Annotated in this window: 22 protein-coding genes; 10 read left to right on the forward strand and 12 right to left on the reverse strand. The window is 35.6% G+C overall.

Annotation, left to right across the window (positions count from 1 at the left end):
- Positions 1–29 precede the first annotated feature (29 nt).
- The 7 genes from hemB to hemA are packed head-to-tail and all read right to left on the reverse strand — an operon-like array spanning position 30 to position 7,471.
- The gene (gene hemB / locus LBU54_RS02130; protein WP_224525039.1) at positions 30–1,019 is read right to left on the reverse strand and encodes a porphobilinogen synthase; all 990 of its coding nucleotides are present in this window, start codon (positions 1,017–1,019) and stop codon (positions 30–32) included.
- Between the two features lie 8 nt (positions 1,020–1,027).
- On the reverse strand, positions 1,028–1,984 hold the full coding sequence (locus LBU54_RS02135) for a DUF4421 family protein (protein WP_224525042.1): 957 nt from the start codon (positions 1,982–1,984) through the stop codon (positions 1,028–1,030).
- A complete protein-coding gene (hemF, locus tag LBU54_RS02140; RefSeq protein ID WP_224525043.1) occupies positions 1,975–2,877 on the reverse strand; it encodes an oxygen-dependent coproporphyrinogen oxidase in 903 nt (300 codons plus the stop codon). The genes LBU54_RS02135 and hemF overlap by 10 nt, the downstream gene beginning before the upstream one ends.
- A 2-nt stretch (positions 2,878–2,879) precedes the next feature.
- Positions 2,880–3,629, reverse strand: a complete 750-nt coding sequence (locus tag LBU54_RS02145; protein ID WP_224525046.1) for an EI24 domain-containing protein — start codon at positions 3,627–3,629, stop codon at positions 2,880–2,882.
- A complete protein-coding gene (gene hemE / locus LBU54_RS02150) occupies positions 3,622–4,647 on the reverse strand; it encodes a uroporphyrinogen decarboxylase (protein WP_224525049.1) in 1,026 nt (341 codons plus the stop codon). Before hemE ends, LBU54_RS02145 begins: the two co-directional genes overlap by 8 nt.
- A 6-nt stretch (positions 4,648–4,653) precedes the next feature.
- Positions 4,654–6,228 (reverse strand): hydroxymethylbilane synthase, encoded by a 1,575-nt coding sequence (gene hemC, locus LBU54_RS02155; protein ID WP_224525053.1) that lies wholly within the window; start codon positions 6,226–6,228, stop codon positions 4,654–4,656.
- Positions 6,221–7,471: a glutamyl-tRNA reductase gene (gene hemA, locus LBU54_RS02160; protein ID WP_224525055.1), complete on the reverse strand. Its 1,251-nt coding sequence runs from the start codon at positions 7,469–7,471 to the stop codon at positions 6,221–6,223. Before hemA ends, hemC begins: the two co-directional genes overlap by 8 nt.
- A 200-nt stretch (positions 7,472–7,671) precedes the next feature.
- On the opposite strand from hemA, the gene LBU54_RS02165 reads away from it, so the two are divergent.
- The 7 genes from LBU54_RS02165 (at position 7,672) to LBU54_RS02195 (ending at position 17,021) form a co-directional block, all read left to right on the forward strand.
- Positions 7,672–8,571 carry an AraC family transcriptional regulator gene (locus LBU54_RS02165; protein ID WP_224525059.1) on the forward strand — a complete coding sequence of 300 codons (900 nt, stop codon included), beginning with the start codon at positions 7,672–7,674 and terminating at the stop codon, positions 8,569–8,571.
- Positions 8,572–8,664: 93 nt separating this feature from the next.
- A complete protein-coding gene (gene hemH, locus LBU54_RS02170; protein ID WP_224525070.1) occupies positions 8,665–9,702 on the forward strand; it encodes a ferrochelatase in 1,038 nt (345 codons plus the stop codon).
- Positions 9,702–11,063, forward strand: a complete 1,362-nt coding sequence (locus tag LBU54_RS02175; RefSeq protein ID WP_224525072.1) for an MATE family efflux transporter — start codon at positions 9,702–9,704, stop codon at positions 11,061–11,063. Before hemH ends, LBU54_RS02175 begins: the two co-directional genes overlap by 1 nt.
- A 40-nt stretch (positions 11,064–11,103) precedes the next feature.
- Entirely contained in the window at positions 11,104–14,190 is a 3,087-nt protein-coding gene (locus LBU54_RS02180) for a VPS10 domain-containing protein (protein WP_224525074.1), read from the forward strand.
- Positions 14,190–14,738, forward strand: a complete 549-nt coding sequence (locus LBU54_RS02185; RefSeq protein ID WP_224525076.1) for a CopD family protein — start codon at positions 14,190–14,192, stop codon at positions 14,736–14,738. The genes LBU54_RS02180 and LBU54_RS02185 overlap by 1 nt, the downstream gene beginning before the upstream one ends.
- Positions 14,739–14,824: 86 nt before the next feature.
- Positions 14,825–16,237: a sensor histidine kinase gene (locus tag LBU54_RS02190; RefSeq protein WP_224525080.1), complete on the forward strand. Its 1,413-nt coding sequence runs from the start codon at positions 14,825–14,827 to the stop codon at positions 16,235–16,237.
- Between the two features lies 1 nt (position 16,238).
- Positions 16,239–17,021, forward strand: a complete 783-nt coding sequence (locus LBU54_RS02195; RefSeq protein ID WP_224525083.1) for an enoyl-CoA hydratase/isomerase family protein — start codon at positions 16,239–16,241, stop codon at positions 17,019–17,021.
- On the opposite strand, the gene LBU54_RS02200 is transcribed toward LBU54_RS02195, so the two are convergent.
- Complete coding sequence (locus tag LBU54_RS02200; RefSeq protein ID WP_224525085.1) at positions 17,022–18,446, reverse strand: Gfo/Idh/MocA family protein; 1,425 nt, start codon at positions 18,444–18,446, stop codon at positions 17,022–17,024.
- Positions 18,447–18,803: 357 nt separating this feature from the next.
- Between LBU54_RS02200 and LBU54_RS02205 the strand changes: the two genes are divergently transcribed.
- Positions 18,804–19,877, forward strand: coding sequence for a PA0069 family radical SAM protein (locus tag LBU54_RS02205; RefSeq protein ID WP_224525087.1), 1,074 nt, complete (start codon positions 18,804–18,806; stop codon positions 19,875–19,877).
- 57 nt (positions 19,878–19,934) lie between these two features.
- Here LBU54_RS02205 and LBU54_RS02210 read toward each other — a convergent pair whose 3' ends face one another.
- The gene (locus tag LBU54_RS02210; RefSeq protein WP_224525090.1) at positions 19,935–20,489 is read right to left on the reverse strand and encodes a hypothetical protein; all 555 of its coding nucleotides are present in this window, start codon (positions 20,487–20,489) and stop codon (positions 19,935–19,937) included.
- Between the two features lie 279 nt (positions 20,490–20,768).
- On the opposite strand from LBU54_RS02210, the gene LBU54_RS02215 reads away from it, so the two are divergent.
- On the forward strand, positions 20,769–21,641 hold the full coding sequence (locus tag LBU54_RS02215; protein ID WP_224525093.1) for an AraC family transcriptional regulator: 873 nt from the start codon (positions 20,769–20,771) through the stop codon (positions 21,639–21,641).
- 21 nt (positions 21,642–21,662) lie between these two features.
- Here LBU54_RS02215 and LBU54_RS02220 read toward each other — a convergent pair whose 3' ends face one another.
- The 3 genes from LBU54_RS02220 to LBU54_RS02230 form a co-directional block, all read right to left on the reverse strand.
- A complete protein-coding gene (locus tag LBU54_RS02220; RefSeq protein ID WP_224525095.1) occupies positions 21,663–22,316 on the reverse strand; it encodes an HD domain-containing protein in 654 nt (217 codons plus the stop codon).
- Positions 22,316–23,053, reverse strand: a complete 738-nt coding sequence (locus LBU54_RS02225; RefSeq protein ID WP_224525097.1) for a lysophospholipid acyltransferase family protein — start codon at positions 23,051–23,053, stop codon at positions 22,316–22,318. Before LBU54_RS02225 ends, LBU54_RS02220 begins: the two co-directional genes overlap by 1 nt.
- A gap of 68 nt (positions 23,054–23,121) precedes the next feature.
- Positions 23,122–23,532, reverse strand: a complete 411-nt coding sequence (locus LBU54_RS02230) for a BrxA/BrxB family bacilliredoxin (protein WP_224525099.1) — start codon at positions 23,530–23,532, stop codon at positions 23,122–23,124.
- 119 nt (positions 23,533–23,651) lie between these two features.
- Between LBU54_RS02230 and LBU54_RS02235 the strand changes: the two genes are divergently transcribed.
- Complete coding sequence (locus tag LBU54_RS02235; RefSeq protein WP_224525101.1) at positions 23,652–24,443, forward strand: TerB family tellurite resistance protein; 792 nt, start codon at positions 23,652–23,654, stop codon at positions 24,441–24,443.
- The last annotated feature ends 261 nt before the right edge of the window (positions 24,444–24,704 follow it).

Here is a 24,704-nt window from a genome sequence, read left to right on the forward strand (position 1 = left end):
TCAGGAAATGTAATTAAGTTGTTGCTAATTTACGAAATCAATCTTACAACCTCCTTAGCAAAATAACTAGCTATAATATCTGCGCCTGCTCTTTTGATAGAAGTAATCTGCTCTAGCATAACGGAATCATGGTCTAGCCATCCCTTTTCTGATGCAGCTTTGAGCATTGCATATTCTCCAGAAACTTGATATACGGCAATGGGAATATCAAAACTATTTCTGACATCTCTTACGATATCTAAATAGCAAAGGCCAGGTTTTACCATCACAATGTCAGCGCCTTCATTGATATCCATTTCAGTCTCACGAATAGCTTCCTCACGGTTTGCAAAATCCATTTGATAGGTTTTTTTATCCTTTGGGACATTTTGCATATCAACAGGGGCAGAGTCTAATGCATCTCTAAATGGGCCATAAAATGCTGAAGCGTATTTAGCACTATAACTCATTATACCTGTATCTATGAAATTAGATTGATCTAATGCTTCTCTTATGCCAAGAATCCGTCCATCCATCATATCGCTTGGTGCAACAAAATCTGCACCAGCTTCGGCATGAGAAATGCTCATCTCTGCTAACACCTCAACCGTAGCATCGTTAACTATTTTTCCATTTTCAACAATACCATCATGGCCAAATGAGGAGAATGGGTCTAGCGCCACGTCAGTCATTACTAACATATCTGGACACACTTCTTTAACGGTTTTAATAGCACGTTGCATTAATCCGTTTGGATTGAGTGCTTCAGCACCTCTGTTGTCTTTAAGCGCATCGTCTACCTTGACAAAAAGTAAAACCGATTTTAAACCAAGACTCCATAATAATTTAACTTCTTCTTTTAATCGGTCTAAACTATAGCGATAATAATTTGGCATTGAGGCAATCTCTTCTTTAACACCACTACCTTCTACCACAAAAAGCGGTACTAAAAAGTCATTTGGAGAAATGATAGTTTCTCTAACCAAACTTCTTATAGCTTCATTTGTTCTAAGTCTTCTATTTCTTCTAATTGGAAACATAATTATTTTTATTTGAGACCAAGGAATCTGTTTACCCTGTCTGCTGTTTTTATAAATGATTTTGGAGCATTAAATCGATAGCCAATGTAAAATTCTAAAAAAGTAATCGCATCTTCAACTCTTACAGCTCTATCAGAATTATGCTCAAAAAGATTAACACTTGAATTGATTCCTGCGAAAAACGATTCAGAATTATAACCTAAAACGGCTCGACCACCAAACTCAAATAACATAGAGCTAATTTTTCTTTTGCCCAAGTTATTATGATTGAAACCAATACCAGTTGATGCGCCTATACCAAAAATAAATTTCTCTTTCACAACAAAATTATAATAGTATGCTGGAGCAACGGCGATATCAAATGAATTGGCCTTTGATGATGTATTGTTTTCCTCAACATTAAATGTTGTATAATAGTAATGAAGTCCAGGAATAAAACTTCCCGAGCTCCTTCGTTGCCACTCATTTTGAAAGCCTACAGCTCTAAAGGAAAAGTTTTTATTGAAAATATAAGAAATTGATCCACCAATTTTAAACGTTTCTACGCTGGGAAGAATTAATTCGGAGCCATTTAGGTCTGCAAAAAACCCTTTTTGCTGATACAGATCTAGAGTTTTCATCCACTGCCCAAGAAACATACGAAAATTGAGATTGAATAGTTTTGAATTTTCGTTGTCTTGGTTTTGCTTGAGAAAGTTGGGCAGAAATCCAAAATCTAATTCTATTGACCTGAAAAGTAATGAAAAGCCTAAATATTCTCGTGTATTTGGCTTTAAGTTATAGTTTATAGCGTTTTCGCTGTCATTGAAAAAAAATGAATTACCAGTATTGACCAGCCCAACTCTAGCCGTAATCTTTTCAGGAAACGTTCTAATGTAGGCACCTTTTGTATTGTTGTTTTGGACATGCAGGGATGGGTGAATCATCAAAGCAAAAACCATTATATGTATATGTCTTATACCCATTCTTTGGGTTTTTGCAATACTTTAAGTAGTCGCTCTTCATCACTTCCTTTTTCGGGTTTGTGATCATAAACCCACTGCACATGTGGCGGTAAACTCATAAGGATGCTCTCAATTCTACCATTGGTTTTCAATCCAAACAAGGTGCCTTTGTCATGTACAAGATTAAATTCCACATAGCGTCCGCGTCTGATTTCTTGCCAATTGCGTTGTTCTTTTGAATACGGTAGGTCTTTACGTTTTTCTACAATCGGCACATAAGCCTCTAGGAAACTATCTCCAACTTCGGTCACAAAATCATACCACTTTTGCATAGTCATTGTTTCTGACTTTTTGCAATAATCAAAGAACAATCCACCAATACCACGAGCTTCATTACGATGTGAATTAAAGAAATATTCATCACATCGCGCTTTGTATTTAGGATAGAACTCTGGGTTGTGCTTATCGCAAGCAGTTTTGCATACGCTATGGAAGTGTTTGGCATCATCATCAAACAAATAGTTAGGAGTCAAGTCTTGGCCACCACCAAACCATTGGTCTACGATATTTCCTTTCTTATCATACATTTCAAAATAGCGCCAATTTGCATGTACTGTCGGAACCATTGGGTTTTTAGGATGTAAAACAAGACTTAGCCCACAGGCAAAAAAGTCTGCATCTTTAACACCAAAATAGGCCTGCATGCTTTCAGGCAATTTACCATGTACACCAGATATGTTTACACCACCTTTTTCAAATACATTTCCGTTTTCAATTACTCTGGTTCTGCCACCACCGCCTTCAGGGCGCTCCCAAATATCTTGATGAAATTTTGCTTTACCATCAATTGCTTCTAATTTAGAAGTAATACTGTCTTGTAATACGTGTATGTAATTAAAAAACTTGACCTTCATCTTCACTCTACTAAACAGTCTTTCTTTAATATTTCTACAGTTTTTGTTGAGGCTGCAGTAACGCTTAATGGTAATACGAGCACAATTCCCACTAAGGGAACAAGTAATAATAGTATAAAAACAATACCATTACCAATTGCGATACCTCTATTTTTTCTTACAAAGTTTACACTCTCCCTATAATTAAAATGACGTTCTAGCGTGTAGTCCATATTGCCGAAGCCCGCATAATAAGCTTGTACTAGAAACAACAATACCGTTGAAAAAATATTTACCACAGGCACAAATTTTAAAAGAAGAATTGGGATGGTGATAAGAAGTTCTTTTGCAAGATTTCTCATATTTATTCTTATACCGCGCCATAATTGTTGTTGAAAGGATGATTTTCGGTTTTGCTGTTTTTGGACTCCTGTTAGGTGCGCTTCAATTTTCTCTGAAACGGGACTCATAAATGGCGCTGACAAGGCCATGATAATATGCTTGTAAAGTATGAGGCCAATTGCAATTATTACAATAGCACCGATAAATGTAGATATTGCTGTAAAGGTTTCCTTTCCAAAATCCCAAGGCCAAATTCCGGAAATAAATCGCCCAATATTATCCGATAATCCGTAAGCTGTTAAACCTATAGTCAATGCAGTTATTACGCTTATGGCAATAGGGATAGCAAAATATTTCCATAATTTTAACTTAGAAATCAAAGCAAATGAACCTGAATAGGCCTCTATCCCTATGAATATGTTTTTAAGCATTGTATTCTTTTACAGCATCTATAAATGCTTTTGCATTATCTAATGGAATATTTGGCAAGATACCATGACCTAAATTGACAATGTATTTGTCCTTACCAAACTCATCAATCATTTGATGAACCATTTTTTTGATTTCTGAAGGTGGTGAAAATAATCGTGATGGATCAAAATTGCCTTGAAGTGTTATTTTGCCACCAGTTAAGTAACGTGCATTTTTTGCTGAGCATGTCCAATCAATTCCTAAAGCGGAAGCATTAGATTTAGCCATCTCACCAAGCGCAAACCAACAGCCTTTGCCAAAAGCTATAACAGGTGCATCATCTTTTAAGGCTTCTATAATTTGGTTGACGTACTGCCAAGAAAATTCCTGATAATCTACAGGAGATAACATGCCACCCCATGAATCGAAAATCTGAACCGCATTACAACCAGCTTTTACCTTAGCTTTCAGGTATGCAATCGTTGTATCAGTTATCTTTTGAAGTAATTGATGAGCTGCTATTGGATTTGTAAAACAAAACTGCTTTGCCTTGTCAAAGTTTTTACTGCCTTGACCTTGTACACAATAGCATAGAATAGTCCATGGAGAGCCAGCGAAGCCTATTAAAGGAATCTCATCATTCAACAATTCTTTTGTAGCTTTAATTGCTTGCATGACATAATTTAATTCCAAATTAACGTCGGGAATTATAACGTTGTCAACATCTTTTTGGCTACGAACAGGATTTGGCAGGTAAGGACCAAAATTTGGCTTCATTTCTACCTCAATATTCATAGCTTGAGGAATAACTAAGATATCACTAAACAAAATTGCGGCGTCCATACCATATCTGCGAATAGGCTGTACTGTTATTTCACTGGCCAATTCAGGAGTGCGGCATCTAGTGAAAAAGTCATATTTAGCCTTAATCTCCATAAATTCTGGCAAATAACGACCTGCTTGACGCATCATCCATACCGGAGGACGCTCAACGGTTTCACCTTTTAATGCTCTTAGATATAAATCGTTCTTAATCATAGTTGTTTATACATAGTGTTCATTCACCAACTCAATTACACTCTCAACAGTTGGTACTTTTGCTATGCGTACGTCTTCAAAATGTTGACGTGCCACCTTAGCTGTTGTGTCTCCAATACAAAATGCAATACCTTTTGCTTTATTTTGTTTTAAGAAACTTTCTACAGTTGAAGGACTATAAAACATAATACCATCTAAATCTCCTTCCACTTTATCTGCATCAAATTTTGTTTGGTAGGCTTCAACTTCATTTACCGCTATGTTATTTTCTGTTAATATCTTAGGTAAATCATCTAACCTTAAATCGCTACAGAAGTATGTGACTTTCGTTCCTTCAATATATTCTACAAGATATTCTGCCAATTTTTTTGCATTGGTCTCTGTATGTTTTACTTTACCAATACGTTTTTCAATCATCCTTTTGGTGCGTCTGCCAACACAATAGATGTTTTTAAATTGTAATTCAGCAGGCGAGAAGTTGTGTAAAAGTGCTTCCACACTATTCTTGCTTGTTATTATTACATTTTCAATTTCATTTCTAACAACACTTTTTGGAATACGATTTAAGCTAATTTTAACGGCATCATTGCTTTCGGCCACAACGCTGTTATGAAATAATTGCAACTGTCCGTCCGTTAATTTTTTTGTGGAGTAGATATTGGTGTTTTTTTCACTGCGCTGTAATTGGTCCATTAGTGTTTTTCCACCTTTGCTAATAATATACTCTGCACAAAAGTCACCTAAATCATAATGTTCACCAAGAGGGACTACCTTTGAAACCTCTACTTTTTTGGTGCCATCCTTACTTAATAAAACGCCCTTAAAAGTGACTTCTTCATTTTTTATATAAGCTAAAGCACCGATTGGTGCTGTACAGCCACCTTCTAAACGTCTCAAGAATTTACGTTCTATGTTAGTACAGGTTTCTGTGTCTTCGTGATTAATTTCTGCACAGATAGTTCTGATTTCTTCATCACTTTCCAAAGCTGTAACCATAACAGCACCTTGTGCTGGTGCAGGGATCATCCAATGAAGATTAATCGCATTTTCAGGCCTAAGGTTTAATCTACCAATTCCAGCGGCAGCGAAAATAGCAGCATTCCAATCGTTTTGGTTTAGTTTCTCGAGACGTGAGTTCACGTTACCTCTTAACCCGACCACTGTATGCGTTGGATATCTGTTTAACCACTGTGCTCGACGTCTTAAACTGCCAGTTGCAACTATAGCATTTTTAGCAGACAAAAACTCTTCATTGTTCTTAAAAACCAAGGTGTCATTCACATTGCCACGTTTAAGAACTGCAGCTTGTACAATACCTTTTGGTAGTTGTGTGGGTACATCTTTCAAGGAATGAACGGCGATATCAATATCTTCATTGAGCATTGCAATGTCAAGAGTTTTTGTAAAAATCCCTGTTATTCCCAATTCATATAGTGGTCTGTCTAAAACAATATCACCAGTAGACTTAATAGGTACTAATACGGTTTTATGACCAAGTCTTTCGAGTTGAGATTGAACAGTTTTAGCTTGCCACAATGCGAGTTCACTATCGCGTGTGCCAATGCGAATTATTCTAGACATTATTAGTAGTTTCTAACTGGAATATTTTTTTGATAAGCTCTAAGCTTTCGTCTGAAGAATTGTTGTCCTCTCTTAAATGGTGAGCAAACTGATTGGTTATTTTTTGGATGATGTTATTAGTAATTAATTCAGCCTGGTCTTCATTAAAGTTTGCAATTTTCTTTCGCTGTGTATTTAGTTCAGAATTTTTGAGATCAGTTAACTTGTGTTTGATAGCTTGAATTGTTGGTACAAATTTTAAGGTATCTAACCATGCGTTGAATTCACCCAGTATCTCAGTTATGATACCTTCTGCCTGAGGTATATATGCTTTACGTTTCTCTAAAGTATCATCTGTTATCTTCGCCAAATCATCCATATGTACCAATGTCACATTTGAAAGTTCCATGACATTCTCATTTACGTTTTTAGGAATGGATAAATCTAATATGAGTAATGGATGTTTAGTTGAAATTAGAGATTTATAAACTGTTGGATCTGGTGCTCCTGTAGCAACAATAACAATATCAGATTTATTTACTTCAGACTGTAAATCTTGGTAGTCTTTAACAATAAGATTAAACTTGCCAGCAACTTCCTCTGCCTTTGTTTTTGTTCTGTTTATTAAAGTAATGTGAGTGTTTTTAGTATGTTTTACTAAATTTTCGCATGTGTTTCTTCCTATTTTTCCTGTACCAAAGAGTAAAATGTTTTTGTCTGAAATATAGTCTACATTATTTAAAATGTATTGCACAGAAGCGAAAGATACTGAAGTGGCGCCAGAAGACAATTCAGTTTCGTTCTTAATGCGTTTACTTGCTTGTATTACGTAGTTAATCAGTCGCTCTGTAAAAGAATTGAGCAGTCCCTTTGACTTTGAAATGCGTGCACTAGATTTAATCTGACTAATAATTTCAAAGTCACCTAGGATTTGGCTGTCTAGTCCAGATCCAACTCTAAAAATATGATTTATGGCCTCCTTATTTTTGTAGATATAAGCAACATCCTGGAATTCTTCAACAGTCCCTTTTGTGTTTTCACACAATAAATGAATTAGTTGATATGGGTGTTCTGCAAAACCGTATAACTCAGTCCTGTTACAAGTAGAAATGACTACGAGACTTTCAATACCACTCTCCTTTGCATTGTCTAGTAATTTTTTTCTTGCATCATCTGTCAAACTAAAATGACCACGCACTTCAGCATCAGCTTTTAAGTAGCTGAGTCCTAAGGCATAAAAATGTGTACTTTTCTGGTGTTGCATTCGCTCGTTTACCTGACTTGGAAATTAACAAGGCAAATGTAATTTTGATAATTACAAAAAAATAACGCTAGAGGAACTTTAAATGTCGTTTCTGGGTTTTTAAGATTCTTTTTTAAATAAAAATGACAAATGTCATATTTTTGCCCTGAAATAAAGGGATTTTTATCTTTTTGTTTAGAATGAATCTAAATAACATTAAAATGAATTCAAAAAATTACGATTCAAAAAGTGTCGCTGGAGGAACTTTTGAAGAAATTTTATTAGAAGAAGGCTTTTTTGTACTCACCCATAAGAATGAAAATGACTTTGTAGAAGTTCTGGAACGGGAGATTAATAACAGTTATATACAATTTCATTTTTGTACTAAAGGATTGGCTGTATTTGTCTTTAATCAAGGAAATTACAAATTAAACATTAATGAAGAAACCTCCTTATTGTTATATAACCCTCAACTGGATTTACCAATACATGTCGAGTTACAACCACATTCATGGATTGTGTCAGTAGTTATTTCAATAGAAAAGTTTCATAATTTATTTTCAAAAGACGCAAATTATGTAAGCTTTTTAACAGACGATAATAAGGACAAGAAATATTACAATGATGGTAAAATAAATCCTTCGATGACCGTGGTGTTAAATCAAATGATAAGTTATAACCTAAATTCATCAGTGAAGTCATTATACTTTAAAGGTAAAGCTTATGAATTGATGAGTCTATATTTTAATCGTAGCGAAGACGCAGATGTTGAGCAATGTCCATTTTTAGTGGATGAGGTGAATGTGGCCAAGCTTAAGAAGGCTAAAGATATAGTAGTATCACGTATGGCAGAACCACCAAGTTTAAAGGAATTGGCTAGTGAAGTAGATTTGAGTTTAAAAAAACTAAAAGAAGGCTTTAAGCAAATATATGGTGATACCGTTTATGGATTCCTTTTTGATTACAAAATGGAAGTGGCAAGAAAACTACTTGAATCAGGAGAACACAACGTTAATGAAGTGGGTCTTAAAGTTGGTTATAGTACAGCAAGCCATTTTATTGCTGCTTTTAAAAAGAAGTTTGGGACTACGCCAAAGCGTTACATTACTAGTATTAGTTAATAAAGAAATTAACTATCCGACAATATTAAAATACAATTAAAGCATTATCAAATTGGCGATTAGTATCGTATTTTTGCATTGCAAAAAAATGATATGGGAAAAGGAATTTTATTAGTAAATCTTGGTTCTCCGGATACACCAAATCCAAAGGATGTTAAGAAATATCTTGGGGAGTTTTTAATGGACGAACGCGTGATTGATGTACCACGATGGGCGCGTACGCTTTTGGTAAAAGGGATAATTCTAAATACAAGACCAAAAGCTTCAGCTAAAGCTTATAAAAAGATATGGTGGGACGAAGGATCTCCATTAATTGTTTTATCTGAAAGACTTCAAGAAAAAGTACAGAATTTATTGGATGTGCCAGTGGCATTAGCTATGCGCTATGGCAGTATGACTATAAAGAATGGCCTTCAGGAATTAGTAGATAAGGGTTGTACAGAAATAAAAACCATTCCGTTGTACCCTCAATTTGCTATGGCTACTACCGAAACAATAGATGTAAAAGTGGATGAACTGGTTGCGAAGTATTTTCCTCAGCTAAAAGTTACACGAACACCCGCGTTTTATAATCGTCAAGATTATATTGATGTACTTTCTGATAGTATAGCTGAAAAGCTTGATGGTCTTGATTATGAACATATACTCTTTAGTTATCACGGAGTCCCTGAACGCCACATTAGAAAAAGTGATATTACTAACGGCAATTGCAAAATGGATGGCAAGTGTTGTTTCAAAAAAGGTAGTCCGCAACATGAGTTTTGCTACCGCCATCAATGCGAGATTACTACAGTTAATGTTGCTAAGAAATTAGGATTGAAAAATGGGACGTATTCAACAACATTTCAGTCGAGACTAGGTTTTGACCCATGGCTTAAACCTTATACTGATCGTACAATTGAGCGAATGGGTAAAGAAGGGATTAAGAAAATGGCTATTGTAACACCAGCTTTTGTGAGTGATTGCTTAGAAACTCTGGAAGAAATTGCAATGGAAGGTGAAGAAATATTTCACGAAGTAGGTGGAGAAGAATTTACGGTAATTCCTTGTCTTAACGATCGAGATGATTTTGCTCAAATACTTTGTAATATGGTAACTGAGTGGATAGCTACTGAAACTGTGATTGCTTAATGTCCAAAGTAACATCCCAAGATTTAGGTCACGAGCCAATAGGTAAATTGTTGATTAAACAAGCGGTACCGGCCTCTATTGGGATTTTGGTAATGTCTTTAAATATCCTTGTTGACACAATTTTTGTTGGCAACTGGATTGGTCCTGTTGCTATTGCGGCAATAAATGTTGTATTACCTGTTTCATTTTTTATTGCCGCCTTGGGTATGGCCATTGGTATTGGTGGCTCTTCTATTATTTCAAGAGCTTTAGGTGCAAACAAAAGAGACAAGGCGCTCACAACTTTTGGTAATCAAATTACATTAACCTTATTATTAACGGTCTCGTTAGTAATTCCTGGATTATATTTCGTAGATAATATTATCCCAGCTTTTGGTGGTAAAGGCGCTATTTTTGAACCAGCTAAAATCTACTATGTTATTGTACTTTATGGAATTCCGTTTTTAGCCCTTTGTATGATGGGTAATACGGTAATTAGAGCAGAAGGCAAACCAAAGTTTGCGATGTACGCTATGATGATTCCTTCGGTTGGTAATTTATTGTTGGATTATATTCTAATTCGTGTTTTCGATTTCGGTATGTATGGTGCGGCGTGGGCAACAACTGGCTCTTATGTGTTGTGCCTTGCATTCATTCTATGGTTTTTCTTGTCAAAAAATTCAGAGTTAAAAATTACAGATTGTTTTTACAAATTAAAACTGCCTATAGTTAAAGAGATTGGTAGCTTAGGTTTTGTAACCTTATCACGTCAGGCAATCGTAAGTTTAACATACTTATTAATGAACAATATCTTATTTGATTTTGGAGGTGAAACATCAGTAACAGCCTATGCAATTGTTGGACGCATGTTAATGTTCGCTTTATTTCCAGTTTATGGAATCACCCAAGGATTCCTACCGATTGCAGGTTATAATTATGGTGCAGAGCATTACAAACGCGTTAGAGAAACTATAATGACAGCCATCAAATATGGGGCACTATTGGCAGGTGTTGTCTTCGTATTCCTCATGCTATTTCCTGAAGCCATAACAAGCCTTTTCACACAAGATGAGGCGGTTTTAAGAGAAACACCACCAGCAATGCGTTGGGTTTTTGCAGCAACGCCTATTATAGCTGTTCAACTTATCGGAGCTGCCTATTTTCAAGCTATTGGTAAAGCAACTCCAGCGCTAATTTTGACACTGCTAAGGCAAGGCATATTCTTCATACCATTAATATTTATTTTACCACAGTTTTATGGAGAATTAGGCGTGTGGATTGCATTTCCTGTTTCTGATTTATTTGCAACCATTGTAACGGCTTTTTTCTTGCATAGGGAAGTGACATTAAATTTATTGCCAAAGGAAGTAAAATCATATTAAATCCTTAATTTTAGGATTCTTAAAACTAACCATAGACAAAATGAAAATTTCTACATTCTTCACAGTTTTAATTTTATCGTTTTTTAGCTTAAACATTCAATCTCAAGATATCAAGGCGTCAGACTATGAAGCACTAGAATATCGACTTATTGGACCATTTAGAGGAGGGCGAAGTGCTGCAGTAACAGGTGTTCCAAATCGACCAAATCTGTATTATTTCGGAGCAGCCGGAGGCGGTATCTGGAAGACTACCAATGGTGGTCGTGAATGGGAAAATATTTCTGATGGCTATTTTGGTGGAAGTATCGGTTCCATAACGGTTTCTAAAAGTGATCCAAATGTAATCTATGTTGGAGGTGGAGAAAAAACGGTTAGAGGTAATGTGTCATCTGGTTACGGTATCTGGAAAAGTGTTGATGCAGGAAAAACTTGGAAACAATCAGGATTGGAAAAATCCAGACATATCCCAAGAATTGCTGTACATCCAACAGATCACAATATTGTTTATGCTGGTGTGATGGGAAATATTTACAAACCAACCAATGAGAGAGGTGTTTATAAAAGCACTGATGGTGGTAAATCGTGGCGCAAAGTCCTGTTTTCAAATGCTCACGCTGGTGTTGTTGACCTTCAAATTGACCCAACAAATCCAAGAATTTTATATGCTTCAACTTGGCGCATTCAACGCACACCATATAGTTTAAGTTCTGGAGGCGAAGGCTCAGCACTTTGGAAGAGTACTGATAGTGGAGAAACTTGGACAGAAATTTCTTTAAATAAAGGGTTTCCTGAAGGGATATTGGGTATTATTGGTGTAAGCGTGTCACCTATCAATAACCAACGTGTTTGGGCTATAGTTGAAAACAAAGATAAAGGTGGTCTATATAGAAGTGAAGATGGCGGTGAATCTTGGACGCAAGTTAATAGCGAACGTAAATTAAGACAACGCGCTTGGTATTACACAAGAGTTTATGCGGACACAAAAGATGTAAATACAGTTTATGTTCTAAATGTGAGCTATCATAAGAGTACAGATGGAGGGCGCACATTCGGAAATTATAGAGCACCTCATGGCGACCATCATGATTTGTGGATAGCACCAGAGGATCCGAATAGAATGATAATTGGGGACGATGGCGGAGCACAGGTCACTTATGATGGCGCAGAAACGTGGAGTACCTATTACAACCAACCAACCTCGCAATTTTATAGGGTTACAACTGACAATGCCTTTCCATATAGAATATATGTAGCGCAACAAGATAATTCAACTATTAGAATTCCTCACAGAACAGATGGCTACTCTATAAGTGAAGACGATTGGGAGAGTACCGCTGGTGGTGAGTCTGCCCATATTGCTGTAGACCCTGAAGATAACGATATTGTTTATGGCGGTAGTTATGGAGGCTATTTAACGCGCGTTAACCACAAACGAGGAACTACAAGGGCTATCAATGTATGGCCAGATAATCCAATGGGTGCAGGAGCGGAGGCCATGAAATATCGCTTTCAATGGAACTTCCCTATAATTTTTTCAAAGCACAATCCAGATAAGCTTTATACCTTCTCACAACACGTACATGTGTCAGAAAATGAGGGACAATCTTGGGAGATTATTAGTCCCGACCTAACCACAAACGATCCGGAAAAACAGAAGTCGTCTGGCGGCCCAATAACACAGGATAACACCGCGGTTGAATATTATTGCACCATTTTTGCCGCTCAAGAATCACCTTTAAAGGAAGGATTAATATGGGTAGGTAGTGATGATGGGTTAATTCATGTTACTCAAAATGGTGGTAAAACATGGGACAATGTCACTCCTAAAGGAATGCCAGAGTGGATGATGATTAATAGTATAGAACCTAGCGCCTTTGAGGAAGGGACTTGCTATGTGGCTGGGACTAAATATAAAACGGGTGATTTTGCCCCATATTTATATAAAACCACGGATTATGGTAAAACATGGAAGAAAATTACAAATGGTATAAATGAAGAACACTTCACTAGAGTATTACGCGAAGACCCTAAGCAAAAAGGATTACTGTACGCTGGAACCGAAACAGGAATGTATATTTCATTTAACGATGGGAAAGATTGGAAACCATTTCAACTCAATTTACCTATTGTCCCCATTACAGACTTAACTATTAAAGACAATAATCTTATTGTAGCAACTCAAGGACGTAGTCTTTGGATTATTGACGATTTAACCGTTATACACCAATTGTTCAAAGGCGATATTGGCACAAATCATCTGTTTAAGCCTAAAGATTCCTATAGAATGAGTGGCGGTAGCAGAAAAGGGAGCAAAACTACAGGAACAAATCATCCAAACGGTGTAATGACTTATTTTAATTTGAAGGATCTTAAGGAAGATGATAAAATTTCATTGACTTATTTTGATAAGAAGGGAGATACGATAAAAACATTTTCCAATAAAAGCGAAGAGAATAAGCTCAAGGTAAAAAAGGGTGCTAATCAATTTGTTTGGAATATGACTTATGATGGCGCAGAACGATTACCAGGAATGATTTTATGGGCTGCAAGTTTGCAAGGACCAAGGGCTGTTCCCGGAAATTATAGAGTTGCTTTAAATGTTAATGGAGAGGTACAATCACAATCCTTTGCTATACTCGCTGACCCCAGAGCTGAGAGTTCAATTGAAGACATGCAAAAGCAATTTGATTTTATAAAAGATGTAAACGCAACCGTTGATAAAGCACATAAATCCATAAAAAAGATTCGTTCTATAAATAAACAATTATCTGCTTTTCAATCCCAGTATAAGGGTAATGAGGAGGTTAAAGTGTTATTAGATAAAGCAAAAACCTTACAAGAACAACTATCAGAAATAGAAAAAGCACTTTATCAAACAAAAAATAGGAGTAATCAAGACCCACTGAATTTCCCAATTAAGCTTACAGACAAACTAGGTGGTTTAAATTCATTAACAAGACGAGGTGATTTCCCGCCAACAGATCAAGCCATTCTGGTAAAAAATGAGCTTACAGGTAAAATTAATAAGCAATTAGACACGTTTAACGCATTAATTAGTAGTGAAATAAAGACTTTTAATTCGGAGTTTAACTCTAAAGGACTTAACTATCTTTTTGTAGATAATTAATGGAGTACTATAATTATATAAAATCGCTTCATCTCATTTTTGTGATTACCTGGTTTGCAGGGTTATTTTATATTCCTAGATTGTTTGTATATCAAATTGAAGCGTTTCATAAACCTACACCAGATAAAGAAATTTTAGGTAAACAACTTAAACTAATGGCAAAACGCCTCTGGTTCATAATTACGTGGCCTTCCGGAGTTTTAGCAACGGTTTTTGCGATTTGGCTTATGGTACTGATGCCAAGTTGGTTTCATCAAGGATGGATGCATGTTAAGCTGGCCTTTGTTGTATTACTTTTTATCTATCATTATAAAACACATTTGTATTATAAACAGCTTCAAAGGGATGAGGTCAAAGTAACTTCAAACTTTATGCGTATTTGGAATGAAGGTGCGACGTTTATACTATTCGCCGTTGTTTTTCTTGTAATTCTGAAAAATTCTATTAATTGGATTTTTGGTGTTATTGGCATTGTTGTGTTGGCCATTTTAATAATGCTTGGCTTTAAGCTTTACAAAAATATTCGTGCAAAGAATCCAGATGCATAGTTGGCTTGATTATTGCTATATTTAATGCATTATAGTGCGCAATGAAGCTAAAAAAATTATCCTTACGCTCCCGAATTTTTATTGCCATGATACTACTTGTATTATTGGCTTCAATTTTAATAGCGGCTGTTACTATTTTTCAATATAACGAGGAAGCGAGAGATTACCATAGAGAGCGTCTAGAGCGTAAGGAAAAAGCCATAAGACAAAGCATTGATTTTGCAATAAAAGAAACAACTTACCCTGTAACAACTGAGAATATTCCCCTAATATTTAAAGATGAAATTTTTGATATAGATGCTGTTCATAACCTTCAAATAAATCTGTACGATTTTGAAGGTCAGTTGCTAAAAAGCTCTAAGCGAACCATACAGATTGACACTACAGAGATTTGTATTGATGCTGAGATTTTAAACGCATTAGCAAATACGGCAGAACACAGGCACGTTATCAAAATACAAGAGAATGGACAGACCTTTCAATCCTCTTATTCTTATATAACGGATGAAAAGTTTAAGAATTTAGCAATACTTAACTTACCTTATTTAGAGAATGATGATTTCTTAAATAGAGAGTTAAATGAATTCTTATTGCGCTTGGGATATGCCTATTTAGCCATGATTATAGCGGCCATAGTATTTGCATATTTCATATCAAAATACATCACCAAATCCTTAAAAACCATAAGCGATAAAATGAATGAGCTTCGCTTAGAAAAGCGCAATAAAAAAATTGAAATTGAATCCTCAAGTGAAGAAATTGAGAATTTGGTAAAATCGTATAACAGCATGATAGACGAGCTCGAAGCAAGTGCTGTAAAATTGGCTACCAGCGAACGTGAACAGGCTTGGAGAGAAATGGCAAAACAAGTGGCGCACGAAATTAAAAATCCCTTGACTCCAATGCGTTTAAGCGTGCAGAGTTTTCAACGAAAATTTAATCCTGAAGATCCAGAAATAAATCAGAAAGTTAACGAATACAGTAAAACGTTAATTCAGCAGATAGACACAATGAGTTCTATAGCTTCAGCTTTCTCAAATTTTGCCAAAATGCCAGCTCAGAAGAGTGAGGTACTCAATGTCGTTAGCATTGTAAAATTAGCATTGGATATTTTTAACGAGCATTATATTTCTTTTGAAGCAGAGGCTGAAGAAATTATCGCAAAATTCGATAGAACTCAATTGATAAGAGTAGTTACAAATCTTGTCAAGAATAGCATACAAGCTATACCAAGTGATATTGAAAATCCAAAAATTAAAGTAAAAGTTTTTACAACTAAAGATGACGTAAAAATTGCCGTTGAAGACAATGGTGTTGGTATAAACGAAGAAACCAAATCAAAGATTTTTGAGCCAAAATTCACAACAAAAACAAGTGGTATGGGCCTTGGATTGGCAATGGTAAAAAATATAGTTGAAACCTTCAACGGAAGTATTAACTTTACATCTCAAATTGGAAAGGGTACTGTATTTACAGTTTCTTTTCCAAAAGACAAATAATATGAGCTATTCAAATATTCTTTCCCAGTTTTCCAATGGGATAACAACACTTACAATTAACAGACCAAGTAAGCTTAATGCATTAAATAAGCACACAATTCAAGAGCTTCACGATGCTTTGGGTGAGGCAAATAATGATAGTAAAACTAAAGTTATCATAATTACAGGAAGTGGCGAAAAGGCATTTGTCGCGGGTGCAGATATAAGTGAGTTTGCTGATTTTAATGTTGAAGAAGGCGGTAAGCTTGCCGCTCAAGGTCAGACCTTATTATTTGACTTCGTAGAACATCTGAGCACTCCTGTTATTGCTGCAGTCAATGGATTTGCCCTAGGAGGCGGATTAGAATTGGCTATGGCTTGCCATTTCAGAATTGCCAGTAATAATGCAAAAATGGGATTACCAGAGGTTTCGCTAGGTGTAATTCCGGGTTATGGAGGTACACAACGTTTGCCTCAGCTAGTAGGCAAGGGTAGAGCCATGGAGATGGTTATGACCGCTGGGATGATAGATGCGAATCAGGCACTGAGTTATGGTTTGGTGAACCATGTTGTTTCGCAAGAAGAATTATTGCCATTATGCCAAAAAATAGCAGAAAAAATTATGCGTAATTCTTCAGTTGCCATTGCAGAAGCTATTCGAGCCATTAATGCGAATTTTGAAGATGGAGTTAATGGATTTGATGTAGAAATCGAATCGTTTGGAAACTGTTTTGGAACAGAAGATTTTAAAGAAGGAACAACGGCTTTCTTAGAAAAGAGAAAAGCAGATTTTCCTGGAGCTTAATTACTTTACTTCCCAGCCTTTACGGTAGTTTCTGGTTACCCATTCGTTAGCTTTTTCATAGTTGGTAACCTTCATAGCTTCACCGTCCCAGAGTAATTTTCTGCGGCCAGGATAGTCAAATGGTGCCCAATCTGTTGGCCTTTTACCCTCCTTAAGCACTTTATACTGAAATGCCTTTATTGCTAAGTTACCCATTAGAACAGCTTCGGTTAAAGGCCCAGCGTAATCGAATGGAGATGAGGTTTTAGTCCCATTTAAACAAGCCTCAACCCACTGGTCAATATGACCATTTGAACCATTTTTAACCCTTGGAATGGTGGGCTCTGGTTTATTAAAATAGTTCATTGTACTACTTGGCAACAATCTTGGATTACCTGAATAGCAATCGGTAACAAGCATACCCTTTGTGCCATAAAATACAGTGCCACCGCTCCAATCTCCAATAAACTCGCCATCTTTTAATTCGTCTGGTAGATCTGGCATTATGCCACCGTCATACCAATTTAAATCAACATTTCCGTGGTTCTTAGTTTTAAATTTTAGCCTCACTATGGAAGATGGAGGGCAAGCTTTGTTATAATTTGCTTCGACAAAATCTCCAGCCCAGACTGTGGTGCAACTAGCCTCTGCTTCATACGGATGTCCTAATCCAAGAGTTTTAAATGGTGTTTCCATAATATGACAACCCATATCACCTAGACCTCCCGTACCAAAGTCCCACCAGCCTCTCCATTTAAACGGAAGATAGGCAGAGTGATAGGGACGATCTTCAGCAGGACCCAACCATAAATCCCAGTCCAAATGATTTGGGACAGGCTCCCCTTCATTAATATTTCTTAGCCCTTGTGGCCAAACTGGCCTATTGGTCCAGCAATCAACTTTTTCAATAGTACCAATGACACCCGAATCAATCCATTCCTGCGCCTCTCGTATGCCATCACCAGAACTTCCTTGATTTCCCATTTGACTTACAATTCCAGTTTCCTTGGCAACATTTGCCATCAATCTGGCTTCGTATATATTGTGCGTTAGAGGCTTTTCAACGTAAGCATGTTTTTTAGCCCTCATAAAAGGTAGGGCAATAACCGCATGCGTATGGTCTGGAGTGCCAACTGTAAAAGCATCAATTTCATCAATATGACTATCGTATAATTTTCTAAAATCCTTATACTTTTTTGTCTTTGGAAGAAGTTTATAGCTCCCTTCAGCTAATTTATCATCCACATCACAAAGCGCAACAAATTTTACATTATTGTTAGAATTTAATCCTCGTACGATACCAGCACCACGGCCACCAACACCTATTGAAGCAACATATAACGTATCACTTGGAGGGACATGGGTTCTGCCTAAAACAAAACTTGGCACTATGGAAAATGCCACGCTAGCACTGGCGGTCTTTTTGATAAACTTTCTGCGATTCATAAATAGTATGGATTGTTGATTATGACCATAAAAGGTACAACAAAATACCAAATTATATACAGTAGTTAAAAGCCACTCAGAAACAACGCCTCAATTTACCTCGAACTAACTGCCTTATGTAGCATGTAGAATGGGCTTATCAAGACTAATATTAAAATTATTAAAGGACTTAATAGGGCAAGAATAACATATGACGTTTTCATGATTATCAATGTTTTAAACAAAGTTTAAATATTTATAATCATCTCATAACAAGTAAATTAATGCATATGTATGCTATTTTAACATTACAATTTTGAATACAGAATACTACATCTTGTAGCTAGGTTTTGATAGAAGATCATTTAGTTTTATGGAATGAACTACGAATCTTCAATAAAAGGGCGAGGTGCACAATTAAATATTCAAAATCGATTTATTGAATTGACCCATGAAATGAGAAATGATTTTCTCGAGTATTGTGAAAAGGAGGGTGAGGTGAGCCAATGCAATAAAACAAAATATATTGATGTTTATCCAAAAACTATTGTAAACAAGGTTAGCAGTCCAGATGTTGGTATGGCGTATTCAATGAATCCATATCAAGGCTGTGAACACGGTTGCATTTATTGCTATGCAAGAAATAGTCACGAATTTTGGGGATACAGTGCAGGTTTGGATTTTGAACGTATGATACTTGTTAAAAAAGAAGCTCCCAAACTTTTAGAGTCGCTTTTAAAAAAGAAAAGTTGGAAGGCCAAAACAATAGTAATGTCTGGCAATACAGACTGCTACCAACCTGCTGAGAAATACTATGAAATTACCAGGGAATGTTTAAAGGTCTTCCTTAAGTACAAGCATCCTGTAGGAATCATCACAAAGAATGCGCTAATCCTCAGAGACTTGGATATTTTAAAACAATTGGCTAAAGATAATTTAATAGCAGTTAATATTTCAATTACCTCATTAAGTGAAAAAACTAGACGATTATTGGAACCAAGAACAGCAACAACAATAAAGCGTTTGGATGCCGTAAAGATACTTAGCAACAATAATATTCCTGTTAATGTTATGCTAGCTCCAATAATACCATCAATAAATAGTCATGAAATATTGCTATTGGCTAAAGCTGTTGCTGAGGCAGGAGCACTTAACATAGTTCATACCATTGTACGACTAAACGGTGCAATAGGTGATATTTTTACTGATTGGATTAAGAAAACACTTCCAGATAAAGCAGATAAGGTCTTAAACCAAATTGCAGATTGTCATGGAGGACGATTAAATGAAAGCCGATTTGGGATTAGGATGAGGGGTGAGGGACAAATAGCAAAACAAATTCATGATACCATGCGTTTAGCAAAGAAAAAATATTTTAAAGATCGTGCTATGCCTAAATTAAATGACGGGATACACGAGAATAACAAAACCCAACAACTTAAATTGTTTTAAAAAAAGTGGGCCTAAGCCCACTTCCAACTAAATAAAAACTAATATATAAACAACAATCTATATTCTAAAATTTTCGGTAAACACACGGTTGTTAAATTTAACAACTGCAGTATATTCTCCTGGTAGGCTTTCGTCCAATCTGTAAACTCTGTTTAATACCTGATCGCCCTTAACAGTGTCAGAATAAATTAGATTATCCTCAAAATAAAGGGTAACATTCATTTCATTGGTATCTACACCAAGTTTTGAGATTATTAGTCTAGAATCTTTATTTCTAAAAACAGGTTTAAAAATTCTTTCTTTTGAATGAACAAACTTTACTTTTTTGTTCTTTACTTCTATTGAACTCACTTCAATTTCAAAATCTTTATTGATTTCTATTGTGTATACTCCGTTATCAAGTTGTGTAAAATCATATAACCTAGTTAAATTGCCACTATTTTTAACTTTACCTGAGTATATAACAGTACCTTCTGAATTGTAAACTGAAATACGGTTACCTTCACTAACAAAATGGGATGTTTCATAATTTTTTGCATTGTCTAATGCGTAACTAGCGTATGTTCCAAACATCACAGCTACAACTAATATTACTTTTACTAATGTTTTCATCTTTTTCGTTTTTGGGTTTTAAAAAAGAACTGCTAATGTTTTATTTATCGTTATTAATTTTTGTTGAACATTTATTTGTATCGCAGTTCTATTAATTTAACAAGACAAAGTTATTTTAGAACCCTAACATAGAAAACAAGAATATTGGCATATTTATGTTCAAAATTAACCGTATAATTGTAAAACATTAAAAATAAGGTTAAAATAGAACACATTCTTGCTAATTGAGTACACATATTGTTTAGAAGTTAGTTCTAGTTTTGTGTAAATCATATCATTATGAAGGCAAGGAAACCTACATTAGAGAAGATTAGTCCGGAGTTTGGGAGTTCAATGCGTGTGATACGACACGAAACCTTTATAGGTGAAAAGAAACCATTTTGGCATTTTCATCCAGAAATAGAATTAGTCTACGTAAATAAAGGTAAAGGTAAACGGCACATTGGAAATCATTTATCTTATTTTAATAATAGTCAACTATTGTTAATAGGTTCTAATTTACCACATAACGGATTTACAGACAGACTTACTGTTAATGGAACTGAAACGATTGTTCAGTTTAGAGAAGAATTTTTGGGGCAGTATTTTTTTAATGTGCCTGAAATGGAAGGAATAAACAACTTGTTTGAACGCGCAAAGAGTGGTATTTTATTTGGTGTTAAAACCAAACAGAAATTTGGCAAAAGGATAGAAAAACTTTCGGGAAAGGAAGGCTTTAAAAAAATATTACTTTTATTAGAGATTCTTCACGGGTTGGCAAAATCCAAAGACTATGTTATTCTAAATGCAGATGGATACACTTTTGAAACGGAACCACAAGATAGTGCCAAAATAGACATCATTTTTAATCACATAAATGAGAATTTCAAAGAACACATAAGCTTAGATGAAATTGCAGATAAGGTTAGTTTGACGGTTCCTGCTTTTTGTCGCTACTTTAAAAAAGTTACAGGCAAAACATTTACAAAGTTGGTAAATGAATACCGTGTGGTTCATGCGACTAAATTACTATCTGAAAGTCAAATGAGTATAACCGATATAAGTTTTGAGTGTGGATTTAATAATTTTTCACACTTCAACAAGCTATTCAAGGAATTTACTGGTAAAAGTGCTTCCAAGTATAGGAGTGAGTTAAAGTTAATGGTTCAGTAGAACGTTATATTAAGAAAGAGTTTATACTTTACCATTCCACTCTCTATAGAACTGATCTAAAAATCCTTCCATATATTTGTGCCTTTCTGAGGCTAATCTTTTTCCCGTTTTAGTGTTCATTTGATCCTTAATAAGTAATAGCTTTTCGTAAAAATGGTTTAGTGTTGGCGCATTTGAGGCCTTATATTCTTCCTTAGTCATATTGGGATTTGGACTAATTTCAGGATCGTATATGGCTCTATTTTTAAATCCACCATAATTAAAACATCTGGCTATTCCAATAGCACCAATAGCATCTAAGCGGTCTGCGTCTTGTACAACTTCTAGTTCTTTTGATGTGAATACATTTGACGCATCTAAAGAATTTTTAAAGGACATGTTTTCAATAATTCTAACTACATGCTCAATGATCACACTATCTACATTATTGTTGAAGAGAAATTTACTTGCTTTTCTGGGTCCAATTGTTTCGTCGCCGTTGTGAAATTTGGAATCTGCAATATCGTGCAACAATGAGGCTAAAGCCACAACATTTATATCTACAGGCTCTTGCTTGGCAATTAGTATGGCATTGTTAAAAACCCGTTCCGTATGAAACCAATCATGCCCTCCTTCAGCATCCTTTAATTCAGACCTAACAAAGTCCTTTGTTTTTTCAATCAGTTCAATGTCCATCAAATAACAATATCTTTTGTAATGGTTTTTTCAATTCTTGAAATAAGCAACTCATGTTCAGGGTATTCATTGAGTTTTATGGGCTTATGAACCGTGTATTTTATATGCGCTCCGAGACCCATAGGGAATTTTCCGTAACGCAATGTTTTCCATGAGTTGTTTATTGTTATAGGTACTACCAGTGCACTCGGCATATGGTTAAACATGGTTATTAAGCCTTTTGTTTTAAAAGCTTTTGGATTACCATCTCTACTTCGAGTGCCTTCAGGAAAGATAACAGCGGCCCATTTATTATCCTCTATCCGTTGAGCAAATTCCTCAATTGCCTTAATGGAACCTAGTGCGTCTTTTCGATCTATAAGTACCGAACCACCATGTCTTAAATTGTACGAAACACTTGGAATACCTTTCCCGAGCTCCTTCTTACTTATAAACTTCACATGGTGTTTGCGTAAATACCATATAAGAGGAGGAATATCATACATACTTTGATGGTTAGAGACCAATATTAATGGGATTCCTTTTTCTATCTGATACGGATTATTAAACGAGAATCTTGTGCCCAAAACATTAAGACAGCGCATTAGAAAAAACTGTAGAAAATCAACACTAATTTTGTGGGCTTTATAGCCTAATACATTATTGCAAAACCATTGTATTGGGTGAAATACTACTAGAGTTAACCCAAAGCATATATAATATATAACGGTTAATGGATAGGCGATTATTTTTTGCATGACGTAAAATTAAAAAACCACGATTAAAATCGTGGCTTTTGTAAGTTTTCATACTTAAACAATGCAGTTTAACAATGTTCGTTATAGGCGTCCATTAAATTTTCAGCTATAATTTCTGCCGGTCTTCCTTCAATGTGATGACGCTCTAGCATGTGTACCAATTCTCCATCTTTAAATAAAGCCATGCTTGGTGAGCTTGGTGGAAAAGGAACCATATATTCTCTTGCTTTATCGGTAGCTTCTTTATCTACACCTGCAAAAACAGTCACTAGGTTATCAGGACGTTTCGCATTTTGTAAACTCATACGAGCACCTGGTCTAGCATTTGCTGCTGCACAACCACAAACCGAATTAACTACGACTAAGGTAGTTCCTTCTTTTGCTAATGCTTGGTCCACAGCATCTGTTGTATGTAATTCTTCAAAACCAACGTTGGTTAAATCTTCGCGCATTGGTTTAACTAATTCTGCTGGATACATATTCAATTCGTTTTAATTAACACTTTTCAAGTAGCAAAGATACCAAATGTGTAACAAATAGTGCATGCTATACACTAACAAATAGTATATTTAAACATTCATAAAATCTATAGTATTAAATGAGTTTCGCAAAATGGATAGGAGGAGCCATAGGCTGGTCTTTTGGCGGGCCAATCGGAGCAATAATTGGTTTGGCGATAGGAAGTTTTGTTGATAATATGGCAGACTCGAGTAGTCCACTACTTGGAGAAAGGCAGAGTGGTAGAAAAAAGCAAGATCCGTATAGAAGAGTGCCTAATTACCAAACAAAGCGAAGTAAACCAAAGACTCGGTCTGGTGACTTTGAGGTAAGCTTACTTATTTTGGCCTCCATAATTATAAAAGCAGATGGCAAACAAGATCAAAGAGAATTGGATTTTGTACGACAACAATTTAGAAATATGTATGGAAAGGAGCGTGCCAATCATGCTTTTGAATTGTTTAAACGTATATCCAAACAAAACATTTCGAAGCGTCAAGTTTCCCTTCAGATTAAACAAATGATGGATCATCCATCACGTTTACAATTAGTACACTTTTTATTTGGAATTGCTAAAGCGGATGGTCATGTTACAAATGCAGAAATAAAGGAAATATATACCATTTCCGGTTATTTGGGGATTAGCAATAAGGATTACGAAAGTATTAAGGCTATGTTTTATAATAGTACGGATAATGCTTATAAAATCCTTGAAATTGATAAGTCAGTTTCAGATGATGAGGTCAAAAAAGCGTACAGACGCATGGCTAAGAAATATCACCCTGATCGTGTTGGGCACTTAGGAGAGGAATATCAAGAAGGGGCAGAGGAGAAATTTAGACAGGTTCAAGAGGCTTATGAACACATCCAAAAGGAGAGAGGATTTAAATAATTGCTAATATGTTCTGGTTAATTGGCATTGCTTTTATAATTGTTATAGCTTTTATCATAATAAAACTAACTATTAACACAAATGAAAACCCTGATTCTTCTCTGGGAATTTTAGAACATCCTAGCACACATTTAAGAAACAAGAAATAGAGCGCATTGATGAAGTGAAAGATCAGAAGTCTCAAAAAAATTTAGAATTGTAATCTTAATTTAAAAATCGTTTTGTGACGTATTAAGGTTTAATTTTTAGACAACTCTAAAA

This window comes from Winogradskyella alexanderae (assembly GCF_020166335.1).
GTDB classification, from domain to species: domain Bacteria; phylum Bacteroidota; class Bacteroidia; order Flavobacteriales; family Flavobacteriaceae; genus Winogradskyella; species Winogradskyella alexanderae.